Source organism: Psychrobacillus insolitus (assembly GCF_003254155.1).
Lineage (GTDB): Bacteria > Bacillota > Bacilli > Bacillales_A > Planococcaceae > Psychrobacillus > Psychrobacillus insolitus.
Window position 1 is genome coordinate 24,591 of sequence record NZ_QKZI01000005.1, and the last position, 22,531, is coordinate 47,121.

The following is a 22,531-nucleotide window of genomic DNA, read 5'->3' on the forward strand; positions in this document are numbered from 1 at the left end:
AATATAGAGGGTAGAAGATTTAGAGAAAGCAGGTTTTACGCATGAAAAAGACCATCTTTATATTAATGTCCATTCAATTTTTAGTTTATCTTGGTTTCGGAATTATCATCCCCGTACTACCAGAAGTAATTTTAGATCAAAATTACTCTGAAATTCATGTTGGTGGTTTATTAACCGTTTACTCATTAGCGTCGTTTTTTACCGCTCCACTTTGGGGTAAGTTATCCGATCGAGTAGGAAGAAAATCGCTCATTTTAGTAGGCTTAGTTGGATTTAGTTTAAGCTTTTGGCTATTCTCCCTATTTTTTGATTCCTTATTCATGCTTTATTTATCCCGCGTAGTTGGGGGATTATTCTCCGGCGCTCTTTACACCGCTGTAACTGGGTTTGCAGCTGATTTATCGGATGAAGAGAACCGCAATAAGTATATGGGATTCCTTGGCATGTCGATTGGTCTAGGATTCATCTTCGGACCAGCAATTGGTGGAGTACTAGGAAATATTAGCTTGGCACTTCCTTTCACCGCATCTGCAATTCTTTTACTCGTAATTTTTGTATACGCAGCGATTATTTTAAAAGAACCAGAACGTACTGGTGAAGCAAATAAGCGTGCATTACTTCCAAAAGGTGCAACAAGTATGTGGTCATATCGTATTAAATATTTATTCCTATTTTCATTCATGGTGACGTTTTTATTAGCTGGATTAGAAGCAACATTCCAGTTGTTCCAAATCGAACGGATTGAGATCACCCCTCTTCAAATCGGTTATCTGTTTATGTTTAGCGGATTTGTAGATGCTGGTATTCAAGGTGGTGTTGTGCGTCGAATCAAAAATGGAACGGAAACAAAATGGCTTTTATATGCACAAATCATTACTGCTATCGGATTATTTATGACGGTATTTACTACGAGTATTTTCTGGGCAGGGTTATCTTTATGTGTGTTCACAGCAGGTAACGCACTTGCTAGAACGACGATTGTCTCGCTAACTACGAAAGAGTCAGGTGGAAGATACGGGGCAGCTGCGGGAATGGCTTATTCCATGGATAACTTAGGTCGTATTATCGGTCCATTATTATTTGCTTGGTTATTTACTATTCAACCGGATAATATTTATGTGTTATCTGGTGTGCTTGCTGTATTATCGATTGGATTAATCTTCACTTACCGCAAATCGACGAAATCATTGAATGACGCAGCTTAAAATTCAAAAAAATGCCAAGGGTTTGCTCCTTGGCATTTTTTTCTATCATTTTTCCATTGTTTAACTGATTTATCGATATTCTATGAGTATGACGCGTATATTGCATTATGATACTTCGAGGAGGAATGTAGATTGAAGAATTGGTTTTGGAGAATCATTAGTGTCATTCTTTTATGTTGGACTGTTAATATTTTTTATTATCAATCAAAACAGTTAGAAGAACCTATTGTTTTGGATACCTATATTGATATGCCATCTTCGGAACAGACGAGTTTCAAACTCTTTTATTTGACGAATAAAAACGATGTAATAGAATTAGATAGTTTACAGATAAATGGATATACATACTCCAATGAAAATAGTTGGTTTCCATGGTTTGGCGAACTTTCTGCTCAGGCATATAGACAGGAATTTTCCCATCACTTTTTAAAGGAAGCATCGTTCACACTAACTGAAGAAGACTTAGGGAATGTGAATGAAGGCGTTCAAACGAATAATATTTTTGCACACTTTACAAATGGTCAAATAATTCCAGTAAAAGTCGACAAGCTTGCACTCACTCCTATCGCGGAAGAAGTGTCGATATTTTCAAGCCCTTCTTCTTTTTCTACAAACAATCATGGAGAGGCTGTTTTATTAAAAGTGGAAGAACCTGTATCAATGAATCCTATCGAATTACCTGATTTGGTTCAACAGCACAAGGATTTAAAAGTGATGGTTTGGAAAGACTCGAAAGGAGTCAGTACAGCATTTAGTGAACTAGCTAATACTTCCTGGGATCAGCTGGATGCTCCACTATATACAGAAGTAACTTGGCCGCTTCAAATCGAGCCAGTTGACTCCGTTGCCCTATTCTTTCATACAAAAGAGAGTTTAAATGAAATAAAGTTCATATCTGCCCTCCAACCATGGACAGGGAAAACACTAGATGGAAAAGTGGTTAGTCATGACATCTATATAAAAAATGAGCCATGGCTTACTCAGAAACAAGTAAATGCACTCCTAGAGAAAGCTAGAGGTGAGGCTAAATGAGGAGTGGTTTTAAAAAGCTATTTATCGGATTTCTTTTCGTATTTTTGAAATTTCATATAATTGTGGATTTATTACCAGACTTTATTGGCTACATTTTAATTTACAATGGCATCAAACAACTTGCGACTTTATCGTCGCAGTCTTACGATAAGTTAAAAGTTCTAACGATTGTTTTGGCCGTTGTTTCTGTACCTAACTTTTTTTTGAATGATCAAATAATCCAACAAAGCGAATGGTTAAGTTACTATCCTGTATTACTAAGTTTGTTAAAAGTAATTCTCGTATATTACTTATTTGATTTGCTTCGAGTGATTGCGAAGCTGCTCCCTTTTGAAGAAACGCTCCATGCTACGAATCGAATATTCTATTGGTACATGGCGGTTAATCTCGGTTCCTTGTTGTGCCAATCTTTTATCATTAATGCACCGATGGATATTATGCTTTCAGTATCAGTTCTTATTGTTGTGCTCGGGTTGATTATAGAGATCGCTTTTCTGGTTTATTTGCGCAATATGCAAAAGAGATTTTCGAAAGATGAAATCATTGAATGACGTAGCTTAAACCAAAAGCCGAGGATGCTCTCCTCGGATTTTGGTTTATTTTACTTGCGTGAAAATAGACTTTTTTTGTTATGTGGTCAGAAATTTATTTATCTGGTCACATTATTTTTTATACGGTCACAATTTTTCTTATCCGGTCACATTATTTTCTATCCGGTCTCATTCTCCCTTATACGGTCAGAAATCTAGTTATTCAGCGTGATAGGCCAGATAATTATTTCGCCATTCCATAAATTTTGTCCATGCGACTTCGAAGTCTGGTTGGATACAGGAAATTTGTAGCAATCCTTTTTCCACTAAATAATCACTTCTATAGTGTAGGTTAAAGCCTGACATACGCGCATCTTCTGCTAAATATGGGAAGTCATTTTCTTGCCATGTGAATATCATCGGATAATTATGATCTGTAAATAAATCGATTTGATGTTTAACAAGCTCTTCTTCGATAAAATGCATCCGCTTCTTTAAGAGCTCGAATCTAGTACCATCCTCATATGACATCAATGCTAGCTCTAAGCTGTGTATAAATTGTGAGGGCATTGTATGTGGAATGTTGGTATTTGTAGTTAAACCAATATCTAAATAAGTTGGAATCTGATTACTTGGTTGAATTTCTTCATTTGCAAATACAAATGCTAATCCACTCATTGTTCCAATTGCTTTACCACTCACACTAGTCGCTAAAAACACTCCGTCTAACCGAAACGGTAGCGCACCAAAAGAGCTTATGCAGTCCACGCATAGTAATACGTTGTATCGCTTACAGATTTCTACTATTTCTTCTAACTGATTAAGCATTCCTGTAGAGGTTTCCCCGTGAGTCATGAGTAGCCAACGATAATTTCCAGTAGCAAGCGTTTGTTCAACCCTGCCCAAGTCAAACCGTGTCCCCCATTCACATTCATGGATGTCATAGCTTAATCTCCAACGTCGTGCTTGTCTCTCTAAACGCTCGCCAAATGCTCCATTTGTTAGGACGATTCCCTGTTCTCCAATATTATGTAACTGAGCAATCATTGAATCGTTTGCTAGCGTGCCACTTCCGACTAGTAGATGGACATATTTGGCTCCACTAATAGTAGTTAATTGTTTCTGTACTCGTTCAAGCATTACTTTAAATTCGTACGTTCGGTGGGATATTGGTTTCTCTAAAAATGCTCTTTGGATTCGTTCTGACTGCTGAACTGGCCCCGGATAAAAGGAATATTGCTTTGGCTTAAACTTTCCTGCCACCGATTTATCAAAACGCTCTCTTGTTAATACCATTGGAACGAATTTCGCTTCTTCCGTTCCTACAGGCTCTGCAAATGGTTCAAATCCTAACTGATTATATAATTTTTGCTCCAGAACAGTACCAGAAATAATAGCTGCCCAGTAACCACTTTCATACACATAGTCTGACAAAGATCTCGCTAAATGATAAAATACCCGTCCATTCCGATGAGCTTTATCTACCGCTAATAGACGAATCTCACAAATCTTTCCTTGCATTGCGTCTTTTGGAAGTAACGCTTCGACCGGGCCAAGTTTTTTGTCCAAGGAAAAGGGCCTTTCTGCACGAAAGGCAACCATTCCCGCTAACTCTTGATCCTTTAATACAATTACATATACGTTTTCAAGATGAAACTCATCGACTCGCATCCCACTCGGATCGGGCTCGTGTTGTGGTATTTCCTCCACAAATGTTTCATAGTTTAATCTCGCAATTGCTTCAAACTCTTTTTCTGTACGAGCAATTTTACACCAATACATCCCCGTATCCCCCATCTATTCACTAGAATGATAGCGTTCTGTTCGCTTTTCTAATAAAGTAATCCCCACTGCTAACATTATAACCGCTAATCCTACCATCATACTTAGATATGTCCAAACACTGCTTAGAGTTTCCTCGTATATAGTCACTCTTTTCAAAGCTTCCATTGCATAAAAAACAGGCGATATCCATTTCAAAACTAACATAACTTCTGATTCAACAATTTCAAGTGGCCAGTACGCTCCTCCAATCATCGCGAAAGCAACTGCAAGCAATGAAATAATAACACTGCTCTGACTCACCGTTTTCACAAGCGAGATGACGAATATAGAAATTGCCATCACCAGTAACACATAGAAAGCGGAAATAACTACTACCTTCCAGAAACCTCCATACATATTGACACCTAAAATATATCGAAACATCGAAATAACTAATAAAATTTGCACGAATCCAATAACATAACTGAAGGATAAATGCCCAAAATACAATTGAAATCTGCTCACGGAAGCTAGTTTTAAGCGGTTCCATATGCCAGATTGTTTATCTTCTAATATAAATTGTACATTAATCGAAATCGTATAAAAAACGAAAAATAGCATAAATCCAAATAATCCTTGTAGGGCATTATCATATCTGAAAATTTGTGATGCATCCATGGCATCCACCTTAACTTGAAATGCTTCATTTTCTTCTAGACTTTTTTCAATCTCCACCCAAGTACTTTCTCCACTTGCCTGAATTACCTGATCTTTGAAAGCAAGCTCATTAAACTTAGACTCTATCGCAAGTGATAGACTTCTGACCGTATCTGATTCTGTCCCGGCAAATACAGAATAAGTATCCTCATTAATTAATACGCCTATCGTATCCATATCTTCATTTACTTTGAGTAATAGCTCATTTTTGGTCATTTTATGAAAAGTATAGCCTTCTACTTCATTTAACTCTTTCCAAACTTCTTGACTCTTTCCTGATTCATCCAAGGCAACATAGATATTCGTCGTTCCGTTACTGGAGCTACCTAAAACATAGGCCATTACTACGGTCATCAATGTCATGAAAATTAGCAATAAAGGCTTTCGCTTCAAGCTTTGCAGTCTAGCAATCCAAATTCCTGTCATACCGTTACACCTCTTCTCGGAAACAATACTATGGCTAGCAGAACACATAAGCTAACATAGCCATATAAAACAGCCATAAACGGCCATATAACCGCTAGCTCCTCCCCCTTTTGAATCGACAAAATCGCTGTCATCGCGGCTCCATTTGGTGTAAAGTCCCCTATATTTGCTAGTGTTTCAGAAATATCTCCAATATTGATAAAAGATCCTCCAAGGAAAGCAAATATCGATACAACAAATCCATTAAAGGCATTCAAAATTCCATCTGACTTTGATCGGAACTGTAAAGTGGTTAATAGAGCAGCAAGTCCTCCGACAAATATGCTATAACTGAGGACAATAACAATCATTCCTTCTAGTCCAATCCATTCAATTTTTAAAGCAAATTTACCATATGAAAGCATTATAATTTGTTGCACAAGAGCTACTAACGTCCCCGTGATGAAAATAGATAGTGTATATAGAGTAGAAGAGACTCCAGCTAAGATAAGGCGGTCATATACTTTCCATTGAACTTCCTGTAGAGCGAATCCCGCTAAAAATGCCGGAACATATAACGCAAACATCACAAGCATTCCAACTGTGTAATAAATAGAAGAAGGAATTTCTCGTTCATGATCCTCTAAAACTTGTTCCACTTTCTCTACTTTTTTCGTATTCCCCATCACTTCTTCTATAGGTAAACCCGCTTTTGATAGAGCAAGCGATTGTGTAAATCCATATTGCCACTCAGAAATAACGGATTGAATAATAGATGCCCGAATTTCATTCTCTTGGCTTAAATACAAGTCTAAATCGGGTTCTATCTGTTTATCAAAGTAAGCAGATTTAACATAATTTAAGCGAAAACTTGGCGGTACTGATAAAATTCCATCCACTTCTTTGTCTTGACGAATCGTATCCAAATCTTCAGGTTTCTTATGTACAACTGAAATGTATTTTTCTATTTCACTGGATGCCAAAATATTGTTTTCAAGAAGTTGAATTGGATTATTATTTTCTATTTGAGTAAGTAAAGCTTCTAACGGGGGACCTATTATGCCTTCCTTTTCAAGAAATTCTTGAATAGAAGCTTTTTCTTTTTCCCATGTAGATTCATCTACTAAAACTAGTCTCGCTTGAATCGCTTCTTCCGCTCCATTATCCATGACTCCAGCAAGTGCCAGGGAAAGAATTGTGATTAATACAATAGGCATAACTAATAAAATGATTAGTGGTTGTTTATTGCGGATAAGCATTTTCATTTGTTTTCCAATCAAACTAAACAACATTTCGTTTCCTCCCTAGTCTCTCAGTGCTCTTCCTGTTAAATTTAAAAATACATCCTCGAGCGTTGGTATTTTTACGATTGCAGAGGTGATCATTACATCATTATTTGCAGCTAGTGCAAATATTGTTGCTAGGGGCTCCTCGCTTTTAGCCAGAGTGACAGTGAGCAAATCTTCTTCCTTTCTAACTGTAGCTTTAGGAAATTGATTGATTAATGCTGATTCAAATTTTGTCGATAGTATGTGTGCTTTCAATTCTATTGTTTGATTGTCTGAAACGAGTGATTTCAGCTCATCTTTTGTTCCATGAGCGATGATTGCCCCCTGATCCATAATGTAGATTTTGTCACAGAGCAACTCTACTTCTTCCATATAGTGGCTCGTGTACAAAAGAGTCATTCCTTCTTCTACTAGCTGTTTTACAGTATCAAGAATGTAAGCTCTCGATTGAGGGTCAATCCCTACAGTTGGCTCATCCATTATTAAGATGGACGGCTTATGTAAAAGTGCAGCTCCAATGTTTAGACGTCGCTTCATACCACCAGAAAAGGTTTTTACGATATCTTTTTGGCGATCTGTTAATCCTATTTTCTGTAGGACCTCTTCAATCCTTTCATTCAACGTTGGCCCTTTTAATCCATAAATACGGCCGAAAAAGGCTAGGTTTTCTCTTGCTGAAAGTTCAGGATATAATGCAATTTCCTGTGGTACAATTCCAAGCACTTTGCGAAGAGATTCTGGATTTTTCGTAATAGATACTCCTTGCCATTCCACATCACCGCTTGTTGGCATTATTAAAGATGAAAGCATCGAAATGGTAGTTGATTTTCCGGCACCATTTGGACCAATTAATCCCACAGATTCTCCTGCTTCGAGTTGCATATTCACTTGCCTTACGACTTCTTTTGTTTTGAATTTCTTATGAAGATTGATTGCTTGAAGCATTCTCCCATCTCCTTAGAACATAGTTAAGTAAAGTATAGCAAACTATTAATGTAATTTATGTAAGCATTTGTTTAAATATTTTGTAAATTATATATGAAAAGCGCTAAAGCGTTCTTTTTCTATATGGATTTTCACGGTTCGCTTTGGACGAAACTTATTGTCATAGAATAAACGAGAAAAAGATCGAGGAGCTACGTGACTGCGTCACGTAGCTCCTCGATCTTTTCGGTCATCCTATTACGTTTGTTTATCCGTCGCTCTCCTAAAACATCAAAGGAAAAAGGGCAAATGCTTTGGGTAATAAAAGAAGAAATCCTTTTCTACATAGTAAAGTGCGCCTGAAGATGCAATTTCAGGCGCCATCCGATTTTCTATAAAATAATACTTCCTTATTTTTATAGAAGAGTTCCTTGTCTACATAAGTTACTAGAAGAAAATAAGATTCTGTTTAGAAGTGGTTCAAAAAAGTGGAGAAGCATTCATCCAAGTAAGACGTGACATGAAAGCCGAAATATCATCTTCGGCGTCCACTTTAGGTAAGCATGCGGCTCCTCTCTTCTTAACCAAAGCTTTCACACAATGATTACGATTATTTTTGGAGAGCGGCGGACGATCGTAAGCTACATGATTACTAAAAAGAGGAGGAGCTGAAGAAAGTGACGCAGTCATTTTCTTCAGCTCCTATTTTTCTTTTAAGTTAAAATGTAAGTCTTTCGTACTGTCCAGAGCGATCTAACAAAAATCGCAAAAACTGTTTTCGAAGTCGAGGAAATTCTTATACTTTCTTATCTTTTAAGAAAACCACTTGAGCTCACTTTTCTAAACGGACGTTTTTAATTCGCCTTGTACAAAATTTATGGTAGCAAGATAATTGATAAAAACAGTAAATGAGCAAAAATGGCATACGACATAATTTAAAATAAGTGCGAATATAGTAGAAAAGTCGCTTTTTGCACTTATTTACAGATATGTCGTATATTCATTTTGTTCTTTTTATTAAACTAAGAAAATCCGTATAGCATCTTTTTTCTATATGAATTTTTACGGTTCGCTTTGGAAAATAAATAAAGAGTTCCTATTAAAAGTACTGCTACGTTAAGAAGAATAAAGAATGTATCCCTAGCTTATCTCTTCTTTCCACTTCTAATATCAGCTATACTAGAAATTATACTTATTAGTTTTTCCTTAGGAGATGTTTGAGTGACAATTAATATAATCAATTTAGTCATTACCGCTGTTCTTTTTCTTAATATTTTTCTTGCACTAACTTTAATATTTTTAGAACGAAGAGATGCATCTGCTACTTGGGCTTGGATTATGATTTTATTTTTTATACCAATTGTGGGATTTGGGATCTATTTATTATTCGGTAGAAAGTTAAGAAGAAAGCACTTATTCCGATGGGAAGGGAAAAAGAAAGTTGGGATCGATACACTCATTGAGTTCCAAATGGAAGCTATTGAGGATGATTCATTTGATTTCCGATTAGATGATGCAAGTCATTATAAAGAATTAATCATTATGCATTTGCAAAATAATCAGGCTGTACTGACACAAGACAATCAAGTTGACATTTTTATCGATGGGCGAGAAAAGTTTGATGCACTTATGGAAGATTTAAAAAACGCAAAAAATCATATTCATATTCAATATTATATTTTCCGTCTAGATAATCTCGGAAATAGTATTTACAATATTTTATTAGAAAAAGTGAAACAAGGAGTCGAAGTTCGCGTTCTATATGACGCTATGGGCTCACGGTCGCTAAGAAAACGGCATTTTAAAGAATTCATTGATCTTGGTGGTCAAGTCGAAGTGTTCTTCCCTTCCATCTTCCCTTTGATCAATCCACGGATGAACTATCGAAATCACCGTAAAATTGTCGTAATTGATGGTCGTATTGGTTATATAGGTGGATTTAATGTTGGGGATGAATATTTAGGTTTAGATAAGAAGTTTGGATATTGGAGAGATACACATTTGCGTATTGAAGGGAGTTCCGTACATCCACTTCAAACACGTTTTATACTCGATTGGAACCAAGCTTCTGCAGATCAAGATATTGAGTACTCAGATAGATTCTTTCCTGCAATTCCGATGAAAGGTTCCGTTGGATTACAAATTGTGTCAAGTGGACCTGACTCTGAATGGGAGCAGATTAAAAATGGATATCTGAAGTTATTAATGATGGCTAAGAAATATATTTATATTCAATCTCCATACTTCATACCTGATGCAAGCTTTATGGATACACTCCGTATCGCATGTTTATCCGGCATTGATGTACGCATAATGATACCAAATAAACCTGACCATATTTTTGTTTATTGGGCTACATATTCTTACGTTGGAGAGCTTATTAGAGCTGGAGCAAAGGTATACATTTATCAAAATGGATTCTTACATACAAAAATGATTGTTATTGATGACGAGGCTTCTACCGTAGGAACAGCGAATATTGATGTACGTAGTTTCAAGTTAAACTTTGAGGTTAATGCTTTTATATATGATCGTACAACTTCTCATCAATTAGCAGAGATTTTCGAAGAAGATATGCAATTATCCACGGAGCTTACTTGGGAACTCTACCAAGAAAGATCCAAAAAAATTATGTTCAAAGAATCTATCGCAAGGTTAATTTCGCCAATATTATAAAGAGGCTTCCGCTATTCGCGGAAACCTCTTTTTTTAGGTTCTTTATCAAATGTCCTTGGTGAGGAATTTTAGTCGGCTATAATTAATTTATTTATCACGGGACTGTCCAGAAAGTCAGTAAAACTGTTTTTTTTAAGCAGTCTTTTTTTCTATATCCATTTAAACTTAAGTTCCCTATATTTTCTTTGCTGACTTTCGTTACGAGCGGCGACTCCGGTGGGATTAGCGTGACAGGTGAGACCCCACAGGAGCGCGGTTTTCGCGGGCGAGGAAGCTCACCGCACGCCCCACGGAAAGCGTCCGCTCGGAACGAAATCAGCGCGGATCAGGATTTCACCAACGTCATATATTGTACATACTTTTTTATTACACAGTAAACTATAAAACCTTTACTCGTGGTCAGTAATAGGCGCTTCCGCTTTTCTAAATTGCAAATTCAAGTATTCTTCCAATGTTAACTTGGATTCATATACTTTTCCTGCTTGTTCTACTCCAATGTAACGGAAATGCCATGGTTCATACATATATCCTGTTATTTTTTCTTTTCCTTTAGGATAACGCATGATGAAACCATATTTAGCTGCATTTGCTGCAACCCATTTTCCTGCTTCTGTTTCACCAAAGCTTTCACTTGCAAAGTGCTCTTCAAAGAGCTCTTCTCCTATATCAAATGCTAAACCTGTTTGATGCTCGGAATAGCCTGGGCGTGCACTGTAACGATCCGCAGCTTCTTGCCCGTCATTGCTTACATACCTTTCGTAAAGCTGCGATTGATAATCAAATGAGCGATACGTACTAAAAGCAACAAGTTCATAGCCAGAAAGCTTAGCTTCTGCTGCCATCTCTGAAAAACTCGCTCGTGCTTCCTTACTCTCTCCAGGTGCATATGTGGATGGTAATGGATACTGTTTACTTGCTACTAGGATGCCTTGAACCATTGTCGGTTCTGCCGGTAATGTCTCGTGACCCACATACCCTTTTGCTCCAGACATGTCCACTTCTGGCACTTCCTTCACAGGTACTTCTTTCACTGGAGCTTCCTGAACAGGTTCCTCTACAGCCGCCGTATCTTTCTCTTGTACATTATCAGACGTTTCTATTTGGTTTGGTTCTAAATCTGCTTGTTTTGGATTTATAATTCCTCGTACTTCATCGATGCTTTTATCTATATCCCAATCATTCATACCAACCCAAAGGACAATTCCCGCTATTAACAAACTAGCTAAAGAGCCTGAAATAACATATTGCCATTTCTTTTGGTTTTTCTTTTTTGATAAATCATATCTCGATTGCATAACTTAGGTCTTCCTTCTTTCCATTTGCGATAATTCTAGTTTAACATTTTTAGACGTTTGTTACGAATAAAAACCGCATGAACTTTTGGTTGTTATACGTTTCTAAAATAGAATAATGCCCAATACGATAAAGAACAATACTACAAAAGTAATAGACATTCCCCTCATCCACTTCGCTTCACGGATATATCCTTTTTCTTTAAAACTAACCGCTCGATAGCCATTACTTAAAGCAAAAACAACTGTCATAAAAAGAACAGCCATATTAAAATTCCCTTTTATAATAAAAATTAGGGAAGCAAGTGCCGCAATTACAATTATGGTACCTATAATCCAATTTTTCTTCATTACTAACACCTCTCAAGAAAAAAACGAAGCTTTAAAAAAGCCTCGTTTTTTTATACTATTGTTTTTTCTACAGATTCCTCTGCTTTTTCAGGATGATTTGAATAGAATTTACGTCCTAAATATGTTTGGAATATTAAAATGATCCCACCAACAGCCCAATATAACGGCAATGCAGCCATTGAACTAAAGGATATAAACATAATCATAATAGGAGAAATATAAATCATCATCTTCATTTGTTGCTTTTGTTGTTCAGGAACCGTCCATAATGATACTTTTGCTTGAATGAAATACACAACCCCAGCAATAATTGTCATTGCAATATCAGGAGAACCTAAGTTAAACCATAAAAATTGGTGCTCTTTTATAACATCTGAATATAAAATAGCAAAGTATAATCCCATAACAATTGGCATTTGAATAACCATTGGTAAACAACCCATATTTAGTGGATTTACACCATGCTTTTTATACAGCCCCATCATTTCTTGCTGTAAAGCCATTTGCTCTTCTTTAACTTTTGTTTCTTTTAATTTTTTTTGAATTGAATCCATTTCTGGCTTCAGTTTATCCATTTTTACCTTCATGCCTTGTTGATTCTTATAGTTTTTTAACATAAGCGGCATAAGTGCAAAACGAATAATTAGAGTAATTGCAATGATCGCTAATCCATAGCTACCATTGAATATTTCACCAAAAAAGTTAATCATCCATTCAAAAGGTTTTACCAAAATATTATAAAACGTACCTTCTTTGTTTTCTACTCCCGCGCATCCAGTTAGTAATAGCACGGTAAACACAAGTATAGACAGTAAACTAATTTTCTTTTTCAATACATTCACCTTCATTTTTCAAACTACAAGAAGTATACCTTACTAATAAGCAATTTATCAAATAGGAGATGGTATTCTAGTACTCTATTTATAAATTATTATTTGGAAAGCTATATTTAAACGTAGGATAATCCTGATTATCTCTAAATTGTTTCGGGGTGATTCCTGAATATTTTTTGAATATACGTGTGAAATAACTTTGATTACAAAAATGGTATGCATCTGAAATGTCTGAAATCCCTTTATTCGTATGCCTTAAAAAATACTGACACTCTTCTACTTTACGCACGTTCAAGTACTCAACTAACGTCACTCCAGTATGCTCTCTGAAAATGCGTGATAAATGACTTGTACTAATATTAAAGCGTTTAGCTATTTGTTCCACAGTTAATTCAGTTTCCATTTGATCATTGATGTGCATTATAACTTTGTTTACTGTTTGATGTCCAAAATTCGGGGTTTTTCTTTCAGTTACGATTTTCACAAAAAATTCTACTAATTCATATCCGCATTGCATAAATTGCGCATCATTCATCTTTGTTTCTATCACTTCTACACATGAATTGTTAAACGCAAGTACTTTATCGCTAGGTACTTGATTCTCATATAATTTGCTTGCCATAAACGCTACTAATTGAATATAAAAATTTTTCACATGGACAATCATATTTTCTCTATGGTTTTCCCCCGTTTTTTCAATAATAATATCTATTATTTGTCTTAAGCAAACTTTAGCCCCATCTACCTGAAAAGAAGACATGTCATGGAATAATTGATTTTTGAGGATAAAGAATTGTTCATTTCTTTCTGCATTTGTTGGATTATTTATTTCCTTCATGTACATTTTTGTGAAGGAATCTAAAAATAGTTTGTCAGAGCGTTGCATAGGAACCTCATCTTTCTTTGCATAAAAATTTCAAGAGTCAGGCTTATACTACATTAGTTTTTAGTAATATGGAATTTTTATAATTAATGATCCCTAACTTTTTTCGGTATCAATAATTCTATGTGTCTAGGAATCACCTTCAATCGGACTGGAGTACTAGTTCCTTCATCACCATCTACATTACAAGTTAGTATTTTAGCAGATTCGATTACTACTTGGGTAGTCTGAATTACCTCTACTCCTTTGTCTTCTTCCAATGTTCCTAGTAGAATTTTAGCTCCCATTTTTATAACTGAAGGTATTCCTGCTTCTTTTATAATAAAGACATGTAAAAGCCCATCATTTACCTCTGCATTCGGCGCCATTTTTTCAAGTTAAACTCCTCCATAATAATGCATTTTTATGATTTATATTCCCTGTTTCACTTATTTTAAAACCGTTCAAATTAATAAATAAGTGCTCAGCTTTCATAAAAAATTATGAAGAAGAATTTCCATAAAAAAATGACTCATCATATGATGAGTCATTCTTTTCAGAGATAAGAAAGTATATAAAATTTCTGCATAGTATGTCTAGCTACAGCGCCTTGCCTGTCGGGGCAGAGATAGGCGCTTACTCTTTTCTTAATTATAATTTTTGCTCTACATCTTCACTAGCTGTCTTTTTAGTCTTGTCTTGCGCTTCTTCGTTATAATATTGCACGCTAGTCATTGCGCCTTCATCTACCATATTGTTGTCTTGCGTATCATATGGATCCGGATTACCTTGTTCCGTTGAGTCAGAACGATTATACTTTTGAGATTCCATATATGAATTTACTTTCGTTTTTGTATTATTAAAAGCTACTAATGCTTTATCTCGGTTTTCTTTTTTACTGAAATATGCATAAGCTCCTGCTGCTAAACCTGCCAATAAAAGTGATTTATTACTTTTCGCCATTATTAAACCCTCCAGAGTGTTCGAAATTTTAATGCTATATTTTAATACATACCCTTAATTTTCGAAAATAACACCTAATTTGAATGTTTTTTTCTAATCATATAAATATGTGGAATGCCGTCCTCTAAAAATTCATCTGACGTACATTCAAATCCAAGTGAACTATAAAGATTTTCTAAATGACTTTGTGCACAAATCTTTATCCTATCTACACCCCATAATCGCTCAGCTTCATCAATAGATTTTTGCATTAATTGCTTTGCTAATCCTTTACCCCGAGCTTTTTCTTTCACGATAACTCTCCCAATAGTACATTCCTCGTACATTTCACCAGGTGGGAAAATTCTACTATAGGCAATTACTTCATCCTGTTCTATAAACAATAGATGCATTGCATATTGATCGAATGCATCTAACTCTGGGTAAGCACAATTTTGCTCTATTACGAAAACATCTACACGGAGTTTTAGCACTTCATATAATCGTTCAATTGAAAATTCTTGAAATTTCAGTAGTTCTGTTACCATTTTTATCCCTCCTCTTTTTATTATCCTACACATTAGTAGAAGAATGACTATATTTTTGTTATGATTACAAAAAGAGTTTAGAGGTGATTTCAAATGATTCGAGCGACAACTCTTCAGGATATTTCAATTGTTCAACAAATCGCTAAGATCAGTTGGAACGATACGTACAAAAATATTATTCCTGATGATATTCAAGAACTTTTTTTAAATAAAGCATATTCCAATATAATGTTAGCTAAACGAATTGAAAAAACAATTTTCTTACTTGCTGAAACGGAAGGAAAGGCTATTGGGTTTGCAAACTTCACTTACGTTGATGAAGATGGTGATTCCGAACTGACCGCTATTTATTTATTGCCTGAATACCAAAAAAATGGGTATGGCAACAAACTACTTCATGCTGGGTTACGAGAAATGAAAAATGTACAACAACTATATGTTTATGTAGAAAGTAAAAATGATAGTGCTCGCGGTTTTTATGAGAATTTTGGTTTTGAATGCTTAGAAGAATTTGATGAATATTTTGAAGGTCACTCTATTTCAACAGCTAAATATGTTCTTCCAGTAAAAACACCGACTTCCTAAATTAGAAGTCGGTGTTTTAAAGTTATAATGTTTCTTTCGCTGTATAGTATTCTTCTTGTTCTGCAAATTGAATGGGTGGTTTACGTACGAAACACATAATTGCTGCTACATATAACAAAATAGATGTTAACGAAAGAACCCCTGCAAACAGACCTGCCACTATGAACAAAATACCTGCACTTTTCGGTTTCTTGTTCTTATTAACTGAAACGATACCGATTATATTTAGGACTAAACTAATTACTAATAAGATGATGAAACCCCATCCAAATAAACCAAATAAATCAATAAACACTTCCATGAATTGTGTAATTACTTCTGTATCTTGACTCGTAAAAGTTGGATCACTTAATATTTCTTGTTCAAACTCTGAAATAAATGCTGCATCTTGAAACGCAGTATTTCCACCAATTACAATCATTGCTAATAAAATAATTCCGATGACAGTAAAGACGGCACTTATAGAAGCTAACACTATTTCTCCAGTACGTGACATATAGATTTACCTCCCATTATTAATAAATAAATTTCCCTTATTTAATCTACGCATATACTACCATAAAGTTTCATCTATATTTTTAAATTCCCTATAGAAGATAAAATAAACCCGTTTAAATATTAAATGGCGGGGTAATTAAATAGTATCAAACATTTCGAAAGGATGAAATACATGGAAAGAAAGATAATATTTAGTCAGTCGGATTTCTTTTATACATTGGCAGGTGCGTCTATATTAACAGGAATTATAATGCTTTTGACTTCTATTTAAGGCAAGGAATATAAAAGGCAATCCACTATATGCATAAGCGGATTGCCTTTTATATTGTTATGCTTTTATGTCGTCGTATTCATCAGATTTATTAAATGCTGATACTACATAAGAACACACTGGTTCCATTTTTAACGAATTTTCACGGGCATATGTTGCAGCTGTATCAAGTAATTTCTTCGCTACACCTTGACCTCGTAATTTATCAGAAACAAAAGTGTGATCCATTACCATTACATCACCAAGAATTGTCCACGTAATTTCTCCTAGTTTTTCACCATTCTGATTATATTCATAGGCAAATTCTTCGCTACCTACCTCTTTGTATTCGAATTCCATTGATCACATCTCCTTTTCTGAATTTTAACATATTTATCTATTTATTGACAACGGGCGTAATTTAGCTTCAATTTGTTCTCTTTGGGGTTCTAAAAAAGGTGGTAATGCTAATTTTTCACCAAGCGCGTCCATCGGTTCATCAGAATCAAAACCAGGTTCATCTGTTGAAAGTTCAAATAGAATTCCATTAGGTTCTCTAAAATAAATTGCTTTAAAGTAATAGCGATCTACTAACCCTGATGTTACGAAACCATTCGCACGAAGTAATTCCTCCCATTTCGGGTAATCCTCCATCGTTGGTACACGAAAAGCTACATGATGAACACTCCCACGACCTGCCCTTTCTTTTGGCAAATCTGTACGTGTTTCGATATGTACTTCTCCCGCTGGTCCACCTTCGCCAGTTGAATATACTAAAATATCTGGCATATCTACGATTTCAGATGGATAGGTCCCAACAAATGTAAACTTCATAATATCTGTTAGCACTCTTTGCGTTGCCTCTGGTTGACGAAGCGTTAGTTTCACAGCTCCAAGTCCTACAATAGCATGTTCTGCAGAGATACCTTCTTTAACCCATGCTTTTCCGTAAGGTATTCCTGTCCCATCATCAACAACAAGCGTTAGTCTTGATCCTTCGAAGTCTTCAAAGTATAGCGTCTTTCTACCAAATCTATCGATGATTTGATCGTGCGATACTTCATATTCATCAAATCTTTCAATCCAAAATTTCAGCGCTTCTTCACTTTTTACTCGCAATCCAGTGTTGCTGATACTTGATACTCCAGGATATGTTCTACCTGCACTTGGAATGTCAAAATACGTCATATCTGTTCCTGGTGTTCCTACAGCATCTGCATAAAATAAATGGTAGGAAGATGGATTATCTTGGTTAACGCTTTTTTTCACTAAGCGCATGCCTAAAATTCGTGTGAAAAAATCGTGGTTTTTATCTACATCTGCCGTAATTGCAGAAACATGATGTATTCCTGCTAAGTTCATTGTTAACTCCTCCAATTTACTCTATCTTGAATTCGAGACATTCTAATTATTCTAATTTTACCAAAAAAGAGCAGTTTCTGCAAACTATTAGCATATCCAATAAATCATAAAAAAAACACCCTAGTTGCCTTTACAGACAATTAGGGTGCACTTTTAGCTAAAAATTGAACGAATTGAATCAATTAGATTGTTGAAAAAGCTTTTGACACTTTCCCAAAAACCTTCATTTTCTACAATGCCACTAAGTTTATCTTCAATCGTTTTACTAAAATCATTAAGTTGATCCGACCATTTACTGAAATCGATATCCAATTGACGGATTCGATCCATTAAATCGACTAGTAATTGACGATCTTCTTCAGAAAGCTCAATTTTAAAATTAGCAAGTTGCTCTGAAACAATTTTTTCTACTTCTTCTCTTGATACAGGATTTTGCTCGGCAATTTGCGTTTTAATTTCTGTAAGCAATTCACTTACTTTTGCATCGTCAATTCCTGCTTTTTCTGAAAGAGTCGTTGCCACAGATAGTTCATCATTCGCAACATCTGTACGTTCTGGATCAAGTTCGCCTCCAGCTACTTCATAGGCTTTGTATATACCTACTAATGCCGAGTGACCCGTTACTGGTTTTGGAGCAGCAATATCTACCACTGCATCTTCTATACCAGCAGTAAGCATCGCATTCGCATACATATCCGAAGATACTTCCGTAATATTATCCGGAGTGACAATATTGATGACTAAACCTTCTCCAGCATCTTTTCTAGTAATTTTAGCAGATGAGAACAATCTAGCAGATGCATCACCATCTGTTAAATATTTTACTAAATCATCTCCAGTAACAACTATTTCTTGAATATCAGATGCATCCGTTACTTGTAAGCTTTTCTTTACACTACTTTTTTGATCATCCGTTAAATTTCCCCCATAGACTATAATAGGTGCTCCAAATTTTTCATTAACTACCTCTACTTTTGTATCCGTAACTGCTGCATACGTGATAGATGGCGTAATCATAACTCCAAACACTAGTATAGCTGCGATAAATGGCATTAATAATTTTTTCATTCTCAAGTAACCCCTTTCCTTCCCATTCCTTCATTAATAACGTAAAAAAGAGTAAAAAGTTCCGACTAATCGATTCTTCTTACTCCAATTTATCTGTATTGATCTATTAACTATTCAGCTCTGTCCAGCCATCTTTTTGAACTATTTTCTTTTCTTTCATTAATTTACCCAGAGCACGTTTAAATGCTGCCTTACTCATTGTAAACATTTCTTGAATTTCTCCAGGATCAGATTTATCTGTAAAAGGCATTCTTCCACCCACATCATTTAAATAGCGGAAAATCGATTCTGCATCATCTCCTAAACGTTCATGTCTACGAGGAAGTAATGAACCATTTAGTGAACCGTCTTCTTTTGTATCAATGATTCGAACTGTGACATCTTGACCTAGTCTAGGTTCTTCTGTACGCTCTGACTCATGTACAAATATACGGTAATTCTCTGGGAAACTTAATAAGAACGTTCCTACTGGAAGAAGTCTATAAGGTCTAGCTACTACATTTTGATTGAGCATTGTTGTCGGTGCATCTATATATAACTCTTCAACGCGATCTTCTGTTGCAACTCTACCGAACAATTCTCCATCTTTGTCTGTACGAAGAGTGATATATAAATGATCCCCATTCGCAGGCCATAATTCTCTAAGCTTTGGTAGATCTTCTGATTTCACTAAAACTTCTTTCGTTGTTCCAATATCAACAAAAGCTCCTTCATTGTCAGTTACCTTAATCACTTTCGCCCATCCGTATGTTCCTTTTTGAATCGTCGGAAGTTGAGTTGTAGCTGATAAATTACCACGTCTATCTACATAAAGGAATACTTCAATTGTATCCCCTATTTGTAATTCTTCTGGTGCTTCTGAAACATTCAACGGGATCTCTAATTCATGATGCTCTAGGACCCACCTAGAACCTTCCTGTGCCTTAACTTGTAATTTTAATATTTCTCCTGATGCTGATCCTATCAATATTATCGCTCTCCTTCTGACCATACATAAAACTGGTCTTTGCCTTCTTGTTTTGAATGATATAACGCTTTGTCTGCTCGAATAAATAGGCTAGATTCACTTTCATCCAATTCCTCTAAAATTGCCGCCCCAATACTCACAGATAATACATTCCACATTTCTTGTTCTGATTGCATATCTTTTACAGTTCTGACTTCGTTAGTAATTTGCTGCGCTAATTCATTAATAGCCGTTTCGTCTGCATCATAAACAATAACAGCAAACTCATCTCCACCAAAACGTGAAACAAATCCTTTTTTTCCAATTACATTTTTTAGTATTTGTGACACTTTCACTAATACTAAGTCACCTTTATTATGACCATATTGATCATTCACTTGTTTAAAATTATCTAAATCAATAAGCATTAACCATGTTTTAAAATTTTTACGTTTCATGAGAAGTTCATCCATTTTACTCATATATGTTGCTCTATTATACACGCCAGTCAATGAATCATAAGTTGCCAGATTAATTGTATTTGTCAGTATTCGAATAACAACAAGTAATACAATAAAAGAAATAGCTAATGCTAGTAATAGTAATACCCAAAACTGTTGCATATTCTTCTCAAGCATACTTAAATCTGTACTATTATCATACTTCACAAAAAGAACTCGTTCCGTAGAGATTCCTCTATCTTCAAGCGCTTTATATGGAATAAAACGATATGTTTCTACAACCCCTTCGTTCTTTGTTATGTTGTACTCTACAGGCTTTAATTCAGTCCAAGCTTGTTCAAATGCCTTTTGAAATTGTTCGGACATATCTTCAATTGATCTATCTTCCATAATACCTAATGCAAATCCATCCGTACTATAAATACGTACATCTAACAGTTCTTCATATAGAACAATTTGAGCTTTTGCTGTTTTTACAAAATCAAATGCTTGAAGAATAGGTTCCTCTGTTAAATCAATACCCAACTCAATTAAATATTTTTTATCCGGGGTTGCCTGATAGCTAAATTTTTTTGGGACACCTGTTTGAGTAGATACGTCGATTCCATCACTAAAAAAAGTACCCGCTTCACGTCTCTCATTTAATAAATTCGAGAAGTTTTCACAGCACTTAGAGAAGTCTAATCCCATATCTTGTTCAAATGATGTATTTACGATTGTATTCGAATAATCCAAGATATAAATTTCCATACCCATTTCTTTCGCTATAACCGATAAGTCCCAGTCCAGTATGTTTGGATCTCGTTCGTATCTCGCCAATAAATTCAGCGTTTGATTTTCCATCGACTGCGTAATAGAAGAATCAAAATAGTAATACGCATTATCGACAGATTCCATTGCATCGATTATATTACTCTCTATATTGTTACGACTATTTTCTGCTTGATCCATCATGTCATTTTTTAACATTTGTCTATTTACATACGAAACCGTGGTTACTAATATGAGAGCAAATATAATAATCGATAGGAACAGCTTTGTACGAAGTTTATCCATTTTCTACACCCTTACCAACCAAACATCATGAAGTCATTACTCATGTGTACCTTCTTGTAGTTCCAAAAGTTTTACTTGCAAGGAGGGGTTTTCTTCTAAGAAAAGAACTAAATCTGATATACGATCAATGGAATTCCAACTTAAATGATGTTCTATTCCTTCTACATCATTATAGATATTCTCTTCCTTCACACCTATTAATCGTAAAAAATCTTCCAATAACTCATGTCTCTTCACTAATTTTTTGCCAAGTTTCAATCCTTTTGAAGTTAATGTAAGTCCACGGTATTTCTCATATATTAAGAAGTCATCTTTGTCTAATTTTTGCACCATTTTTGTTACGGAAGATGGTAAGACTGATAATGCTTCTGCAATGTCAGACACACGAGCATACCCTTTCTGCTCTATCAACAAATATATTTGTTCAATGTGATCTTCCATGCTAGGTGTTGGCATACATATCTTCCTTTCGTTACTGCTATGTATATTTTACTACATATGTTCCACTACCACAAATACAGTTACAAGCTCATGAAACAAATAAAACCCTATCAGAAAGATAAGGTTTCTTTCCTATATGTGGGATTTTCTCATCTTTCATTTTAACAAACTACAGTATGTTTAACAATGTTAGACACGGGGTAAATTTCTAGTAGTGACATATACACTGACTTATTAAAAGAAGGGATGATTTAAATGGGGAACATATTATGGACAATCATAGTTGTATTAGTTGTACTTTGGGTATTAGGTTTAGTTTTAAATATTGGTGGAGGAATTATTCATACTTTACTAATCATTGCAGGTATTATTTTCGTCTTCCAACTTATTACTGGAAAACGATCACTTTAAATAAGAAAAGCGGAAGCGCCTATCTCTGCCCCGACAGGCAAATGGGGAATCGCGAGGAGGCAGCTCCTCAGCCACCACAGTGA

At 35.4% G+C, this 22,531-nt stretch carries 25 protein-coding genes; 6 read left to right on the top strand and 19 right to left on the bottom strand.

The genetic code is table 11. The features are described 5' to 3' along the window. Window positions 1-41 precede the first annotated feature (41 nt). From C7437_RS11545 to C7437_RS11555, 3 genes are all read left to right on the top strand, one after another. On the top strand, window positions 42-1,205 hold the full coding sequence (locus C7437_RS11545; protein WP_111439888.1) for an MFS transporter: 1,164 nt from the start codon (window positions 42-44) through the stop codon (window positions 1,203-1,205). A 132-nt stretch (window positions 1,206-1,337) separates the two neighbouring features. After that, the gene (locus tag C7437_RS11550) at window positions 1,338-2,237 is read left to right on the top strand and encodes a hypothetical protein (protein WP_111439889.1); all 900 of its coding nucleotides are present in this window, start codon (window positions 1,338-1,340) and stop codon (window positions 2,235-2,237) included. Next, window positions 2,234-2,788, top strand: coding sequence for a hypothetical protein (locus C7437_RS11555; RefSeq protein WP_111439890.1), 555 nt, complete (start codon window positions 2,234-2,236; stop codon window positions 2,786-2,788). Before C7437_RS11550 ends, C7437_RS11555 begins: the two co-directional genes overlap by 4 nt. A 198-nt stretch (window positions 2,789-2,986) precedes the next feature. On the opposite strand, the gene C7437_RS11560 is transcribed toward C7437_RS11555, so the two are convergent. The 5 genes from C7437_RS11560 to C7437_RS11580 form a co-directional block, all read right to left on the bottom strand. Further along, window positions 2,987-4,549, bottom strand: coding sequence for an aminotransferase class V-fold PLP-dependent enzyme (locus C7437_RS11560; protein WP_111439891.1), 1,563 nt, complete (start codon window positions 4,547-4,549; stop codon window positions 2,987-2,989). 15 nt (window positions 4,550-4,564) lie between these two features. Continuing rightward, complete coding sequence (locus tag C7437_RS11565) at window positions 4,565-5,674, bottom strand: ABC transporter permease (protein WP_170122369.1); 1,110 nt, start codon at window positions 5,672-5,674, stop codon at window positions 4,565-4,567. Then, window positions 5,671-6,945, bottom strand: coding sequence for an ABC transporter permease (locus C7437_RS11570; RefSeq protein WP_111439893.1), 1,275 nt, complete (start codon window positions 6,943-6,945; stop codon window positions 5,671-5,673). Before C7437_RS11570 ends, C7437_RS11565 begins: the two co-directional genes overlap by 4 nt. Window positions 6,946-6,957: 12 nt before the next feature. Further along, window positions 6,958-7,887: an ABC transporter ATP-binding protein gene (locus C7437_RS11575; protein WP_111439894.1), complete on the bottom strand. Its 930-nt coding sequence runs from the start codon at window positions 7,885-7,887 to the stop codon at window positions 6,958-6,960. A 459-nt stretch (window positions 7,888-8,346) separates the two neighbouring features. Beyond that, on the bottom strand, window positions 8,347-8,556 hold the full coding sequence (locus C7437_RS11580) for a hypothetical protein (protein WP_111439895.1): 210 nt from the start codon (window positions 8,554-8,556) through the stop codon (window positions 8,347-8,349). A 531-nt stretch (window positions 8,557-9,087) separates the two neighbouring features. Here C7437_RS11580 and cls point away from each other — a divergent pair. Further along, window positions 9,088-10,542, top strand: coding sequence for a cardiolipin synthase (gene cls / locus C7437_RS11585; RefSeq protein ID WP_111439896.1), 1,455 nt, complete (start codon window positions 9,088-9,090; stop codon window positions 10,540-10,542). A gap of 389 nt (window positions 10,543-10,931) precedes the next feature. Here the strand turns inward: cls and C7437_RS11590 are convergent, their stop codons facing one another. From C7437_RS11590 to C7437_RS11620, 7 genes are all read right to left on the bottom strand, one after another. Continuing rightward, window positions 10,932-11,837: a M15 family metallopeptidase gene (locus C7437_RS11590; RefSeq protein WP_111439897.1), complete on the bottom strand. Its 906-nt coding sequence runs from the start codon at window positions 11,835-11,837 to the stop codon at window positions 10,932-10,934. 102 nt (window positions 11,838-11,939) lie between these two features. After that, window positions 11,940-12,185, bottom strand: coding sequence for a hypothetical protein (locus C7437_RS11595; RefSeq protein WP_111439898.1), 246 nt, complete (start codon window positions 12,183-12,185; stop codon window positions 11,940-11,942). Between the two features lie 50 nt (window positions 12,186-12,235). Continuing rightward, complete coding sequence (gene yidC, locus C7437_RS11600; protein WP_111439899.1) at window positions 12,236-13,018, bottom strand: membrane protein insertase YidC; 783 nt, start codon at window positions 13,016-13,018, stop codon at window positions 12,236-12,238. A gap of 88 nt (window positions 13,019-13,106) precedes the next feature. Beyond that, complete coding sequence (locus C7437_RS11605; protein ID WP_111439900.1) at window positions 13,107-13,904, bottom strand: helix-turn-helix transcriptional regulator; 798 nt, start codon at window positions 13,902-13,904, stop codon at window positions 13,107-13,109. 83 nt (window positions 13,905-13,987) lie between these two features. Then, the gene (locus C7437_RS11610) at window positions 13,988-14,269 is read right to left on the bottom strand and encodes a diacylglycerol/lipid kinase family protein (protein ID WP_111439901.1); all 282 of its coding nucleotides are present in this window, start codon (window positions 14,267-14,269) and stop codon (window positions 13,988-13,990) included. Between the two features lie 262 nt (window positions 14,270-14,531). Then, window positions 14,532-14,843: a hypothetical protein gene (locus C7437_RS11615; RefSeq protein WP_111439902.1), complete on the bottom strand. Its 312-nt coding sequence runs from the start codon at window positions 14,841-14,843 to the stop codon at window positions 14,532-14,534. A gap of 74 nt (window positions 14,844-14,917) precedes the next feature. Next, on the bottom strand, window positions 14,918-15,370 hold the full coding sequence (locus tag C7437_RS11620; RefSeq protein ID WP_111439903.1) for a GNAT family N-acetyltransferase: 453 nt from the start codon (window positions 15,368-15,370) through the stop codon (window positions 14,918-14,920). 93 nt (window positions 15,371-15,463) lie between these two features. Between C7437_RS11620 and C7437_RS11625 the strand changes: the two genes are divergently transcribed. Next, the gene (locus C7437_RS11625; RefSeq protein ID WP_111439904.1) at window positions 15,464-15,955 is read left to right on the top strand and encodes a GNAT family N-acetyltransferase; all 492 of its coding nucleotides are present in this window, start codon (window positions 15,464-15,466) and stop codon (window positions 15,953-15,955) included. A 22-nt stretch (window positions 15,956-15,977) separates the two neighbouring features. Here C7437_RS11625 and C7437_RS11630 read toward each other — a convergent pair whose 3' ends face one another. From C7437_RS11630 to mntR, 7 genes are all read right to left on the bottom strand, one after another. Further along, window positions 15,978-16,451, bottom strand: a complete 474-nt coding sequence (locus C7437_RS11630; RefSeq protein ID WP_111439905.1) for a DUF4064 domain-containing protein — start codon at window positions 16,449-16,451, stop codon at window positions 15,978-15,980. Window positions 16,452-16,781: 330 nt separating this feature from the next. Beyond that, the gene (locus tag C7437_RS11635; protein ID WP_111439906.1) at window positions 16,782-17,063 is read right to left on the bottom strand and encodes a GNAT family N-acetyltransferase; all 282 of its coding nucleotides are present in this window, start codon (window positions 17,061-17,063) and stop codon (window positions 16,782-16,784) included. A gap of 33 nt (window positions 17,064-17,096) precedes the next feature. Then, window positions 17,097-18,065: a ring-cleaving dioxygenase gene (locus tag C7437_RS11640; protein WP_111439907.1), complete on the bottom strand. Its 969-nt coding sequence runs from the start codon at window positions 18,063-18,065 to the stop codon at window positions 17,097-17,099. Between the two features lie 153 nt (window positions 18,066-18,218). Continuing rightward, complete coding sequence (locus C7437_RS11645; protein WP_111439908.1) at window positions 18,219-19,133, bottom strand: DUF1002 domain-containing protein; 915 nt, start codon at window positions 19,131-19,133, stop codon at window positions 18,219-18,221. Window positions 19,134-19,239: 106 nt separating this feature from the next. Next, a complete protein-coding gene (locus C7437_RS11650) occupies window positions 19,240-20,124 on the bottom strand; it encodes a CvfB family protein (protein ID WP_111439909.1) in 885 nt (294 codons plus the stop codon). After that, window positions 20,103-21,596 carry a GGDEF domain-containing protein gene (locus C7437_RS11655; protein ID WP_111439910.1) on the bottom strand — a complete coding sequence of 498 codons (1,494 nt, stop codon included), beginning with the start codon at window positions 21,594-21,596 and terminating at the stop codon, window positions 20,103-20,105. The genes C7437_RS11650 and C7437_RS11655 overlap by 22 nt, the downstream gene beginning before the upstream one ends. Before the next feature lie 36 nt (window positions 21,597-21,632). After that, the gene (gene mntR / locus C7437_RS11660) at window positions 21,633-22,052 is read right to left on the bottom strand and encodes a transcriptional regulator MntR (RefSeq protein WP_111439911.1); all 420 of its coding nucleotides are present in this window, start codon (window positions 22,050-22,052) and stop codon (window positions 21,633-21,635) included. A 240-nt stretch (window positions 22,053-22,292) separates the two neighbouring features. Here mntR and C7437_RS11665 point away from each other — a divergent pair, with 240 nt between their 5' ends. Further along, entirely contained in the window at window positions 22,293-22,448 is a 156-nt protein-coding gene (locus C7437_RS11665; RefSeq protein ID WP_111439912.1) for a lmo0937 family membrane protein, read from the top strand. The last annotated feature ends 83 nt before the right edge of the window (window positions 22,449-22,531 follow it).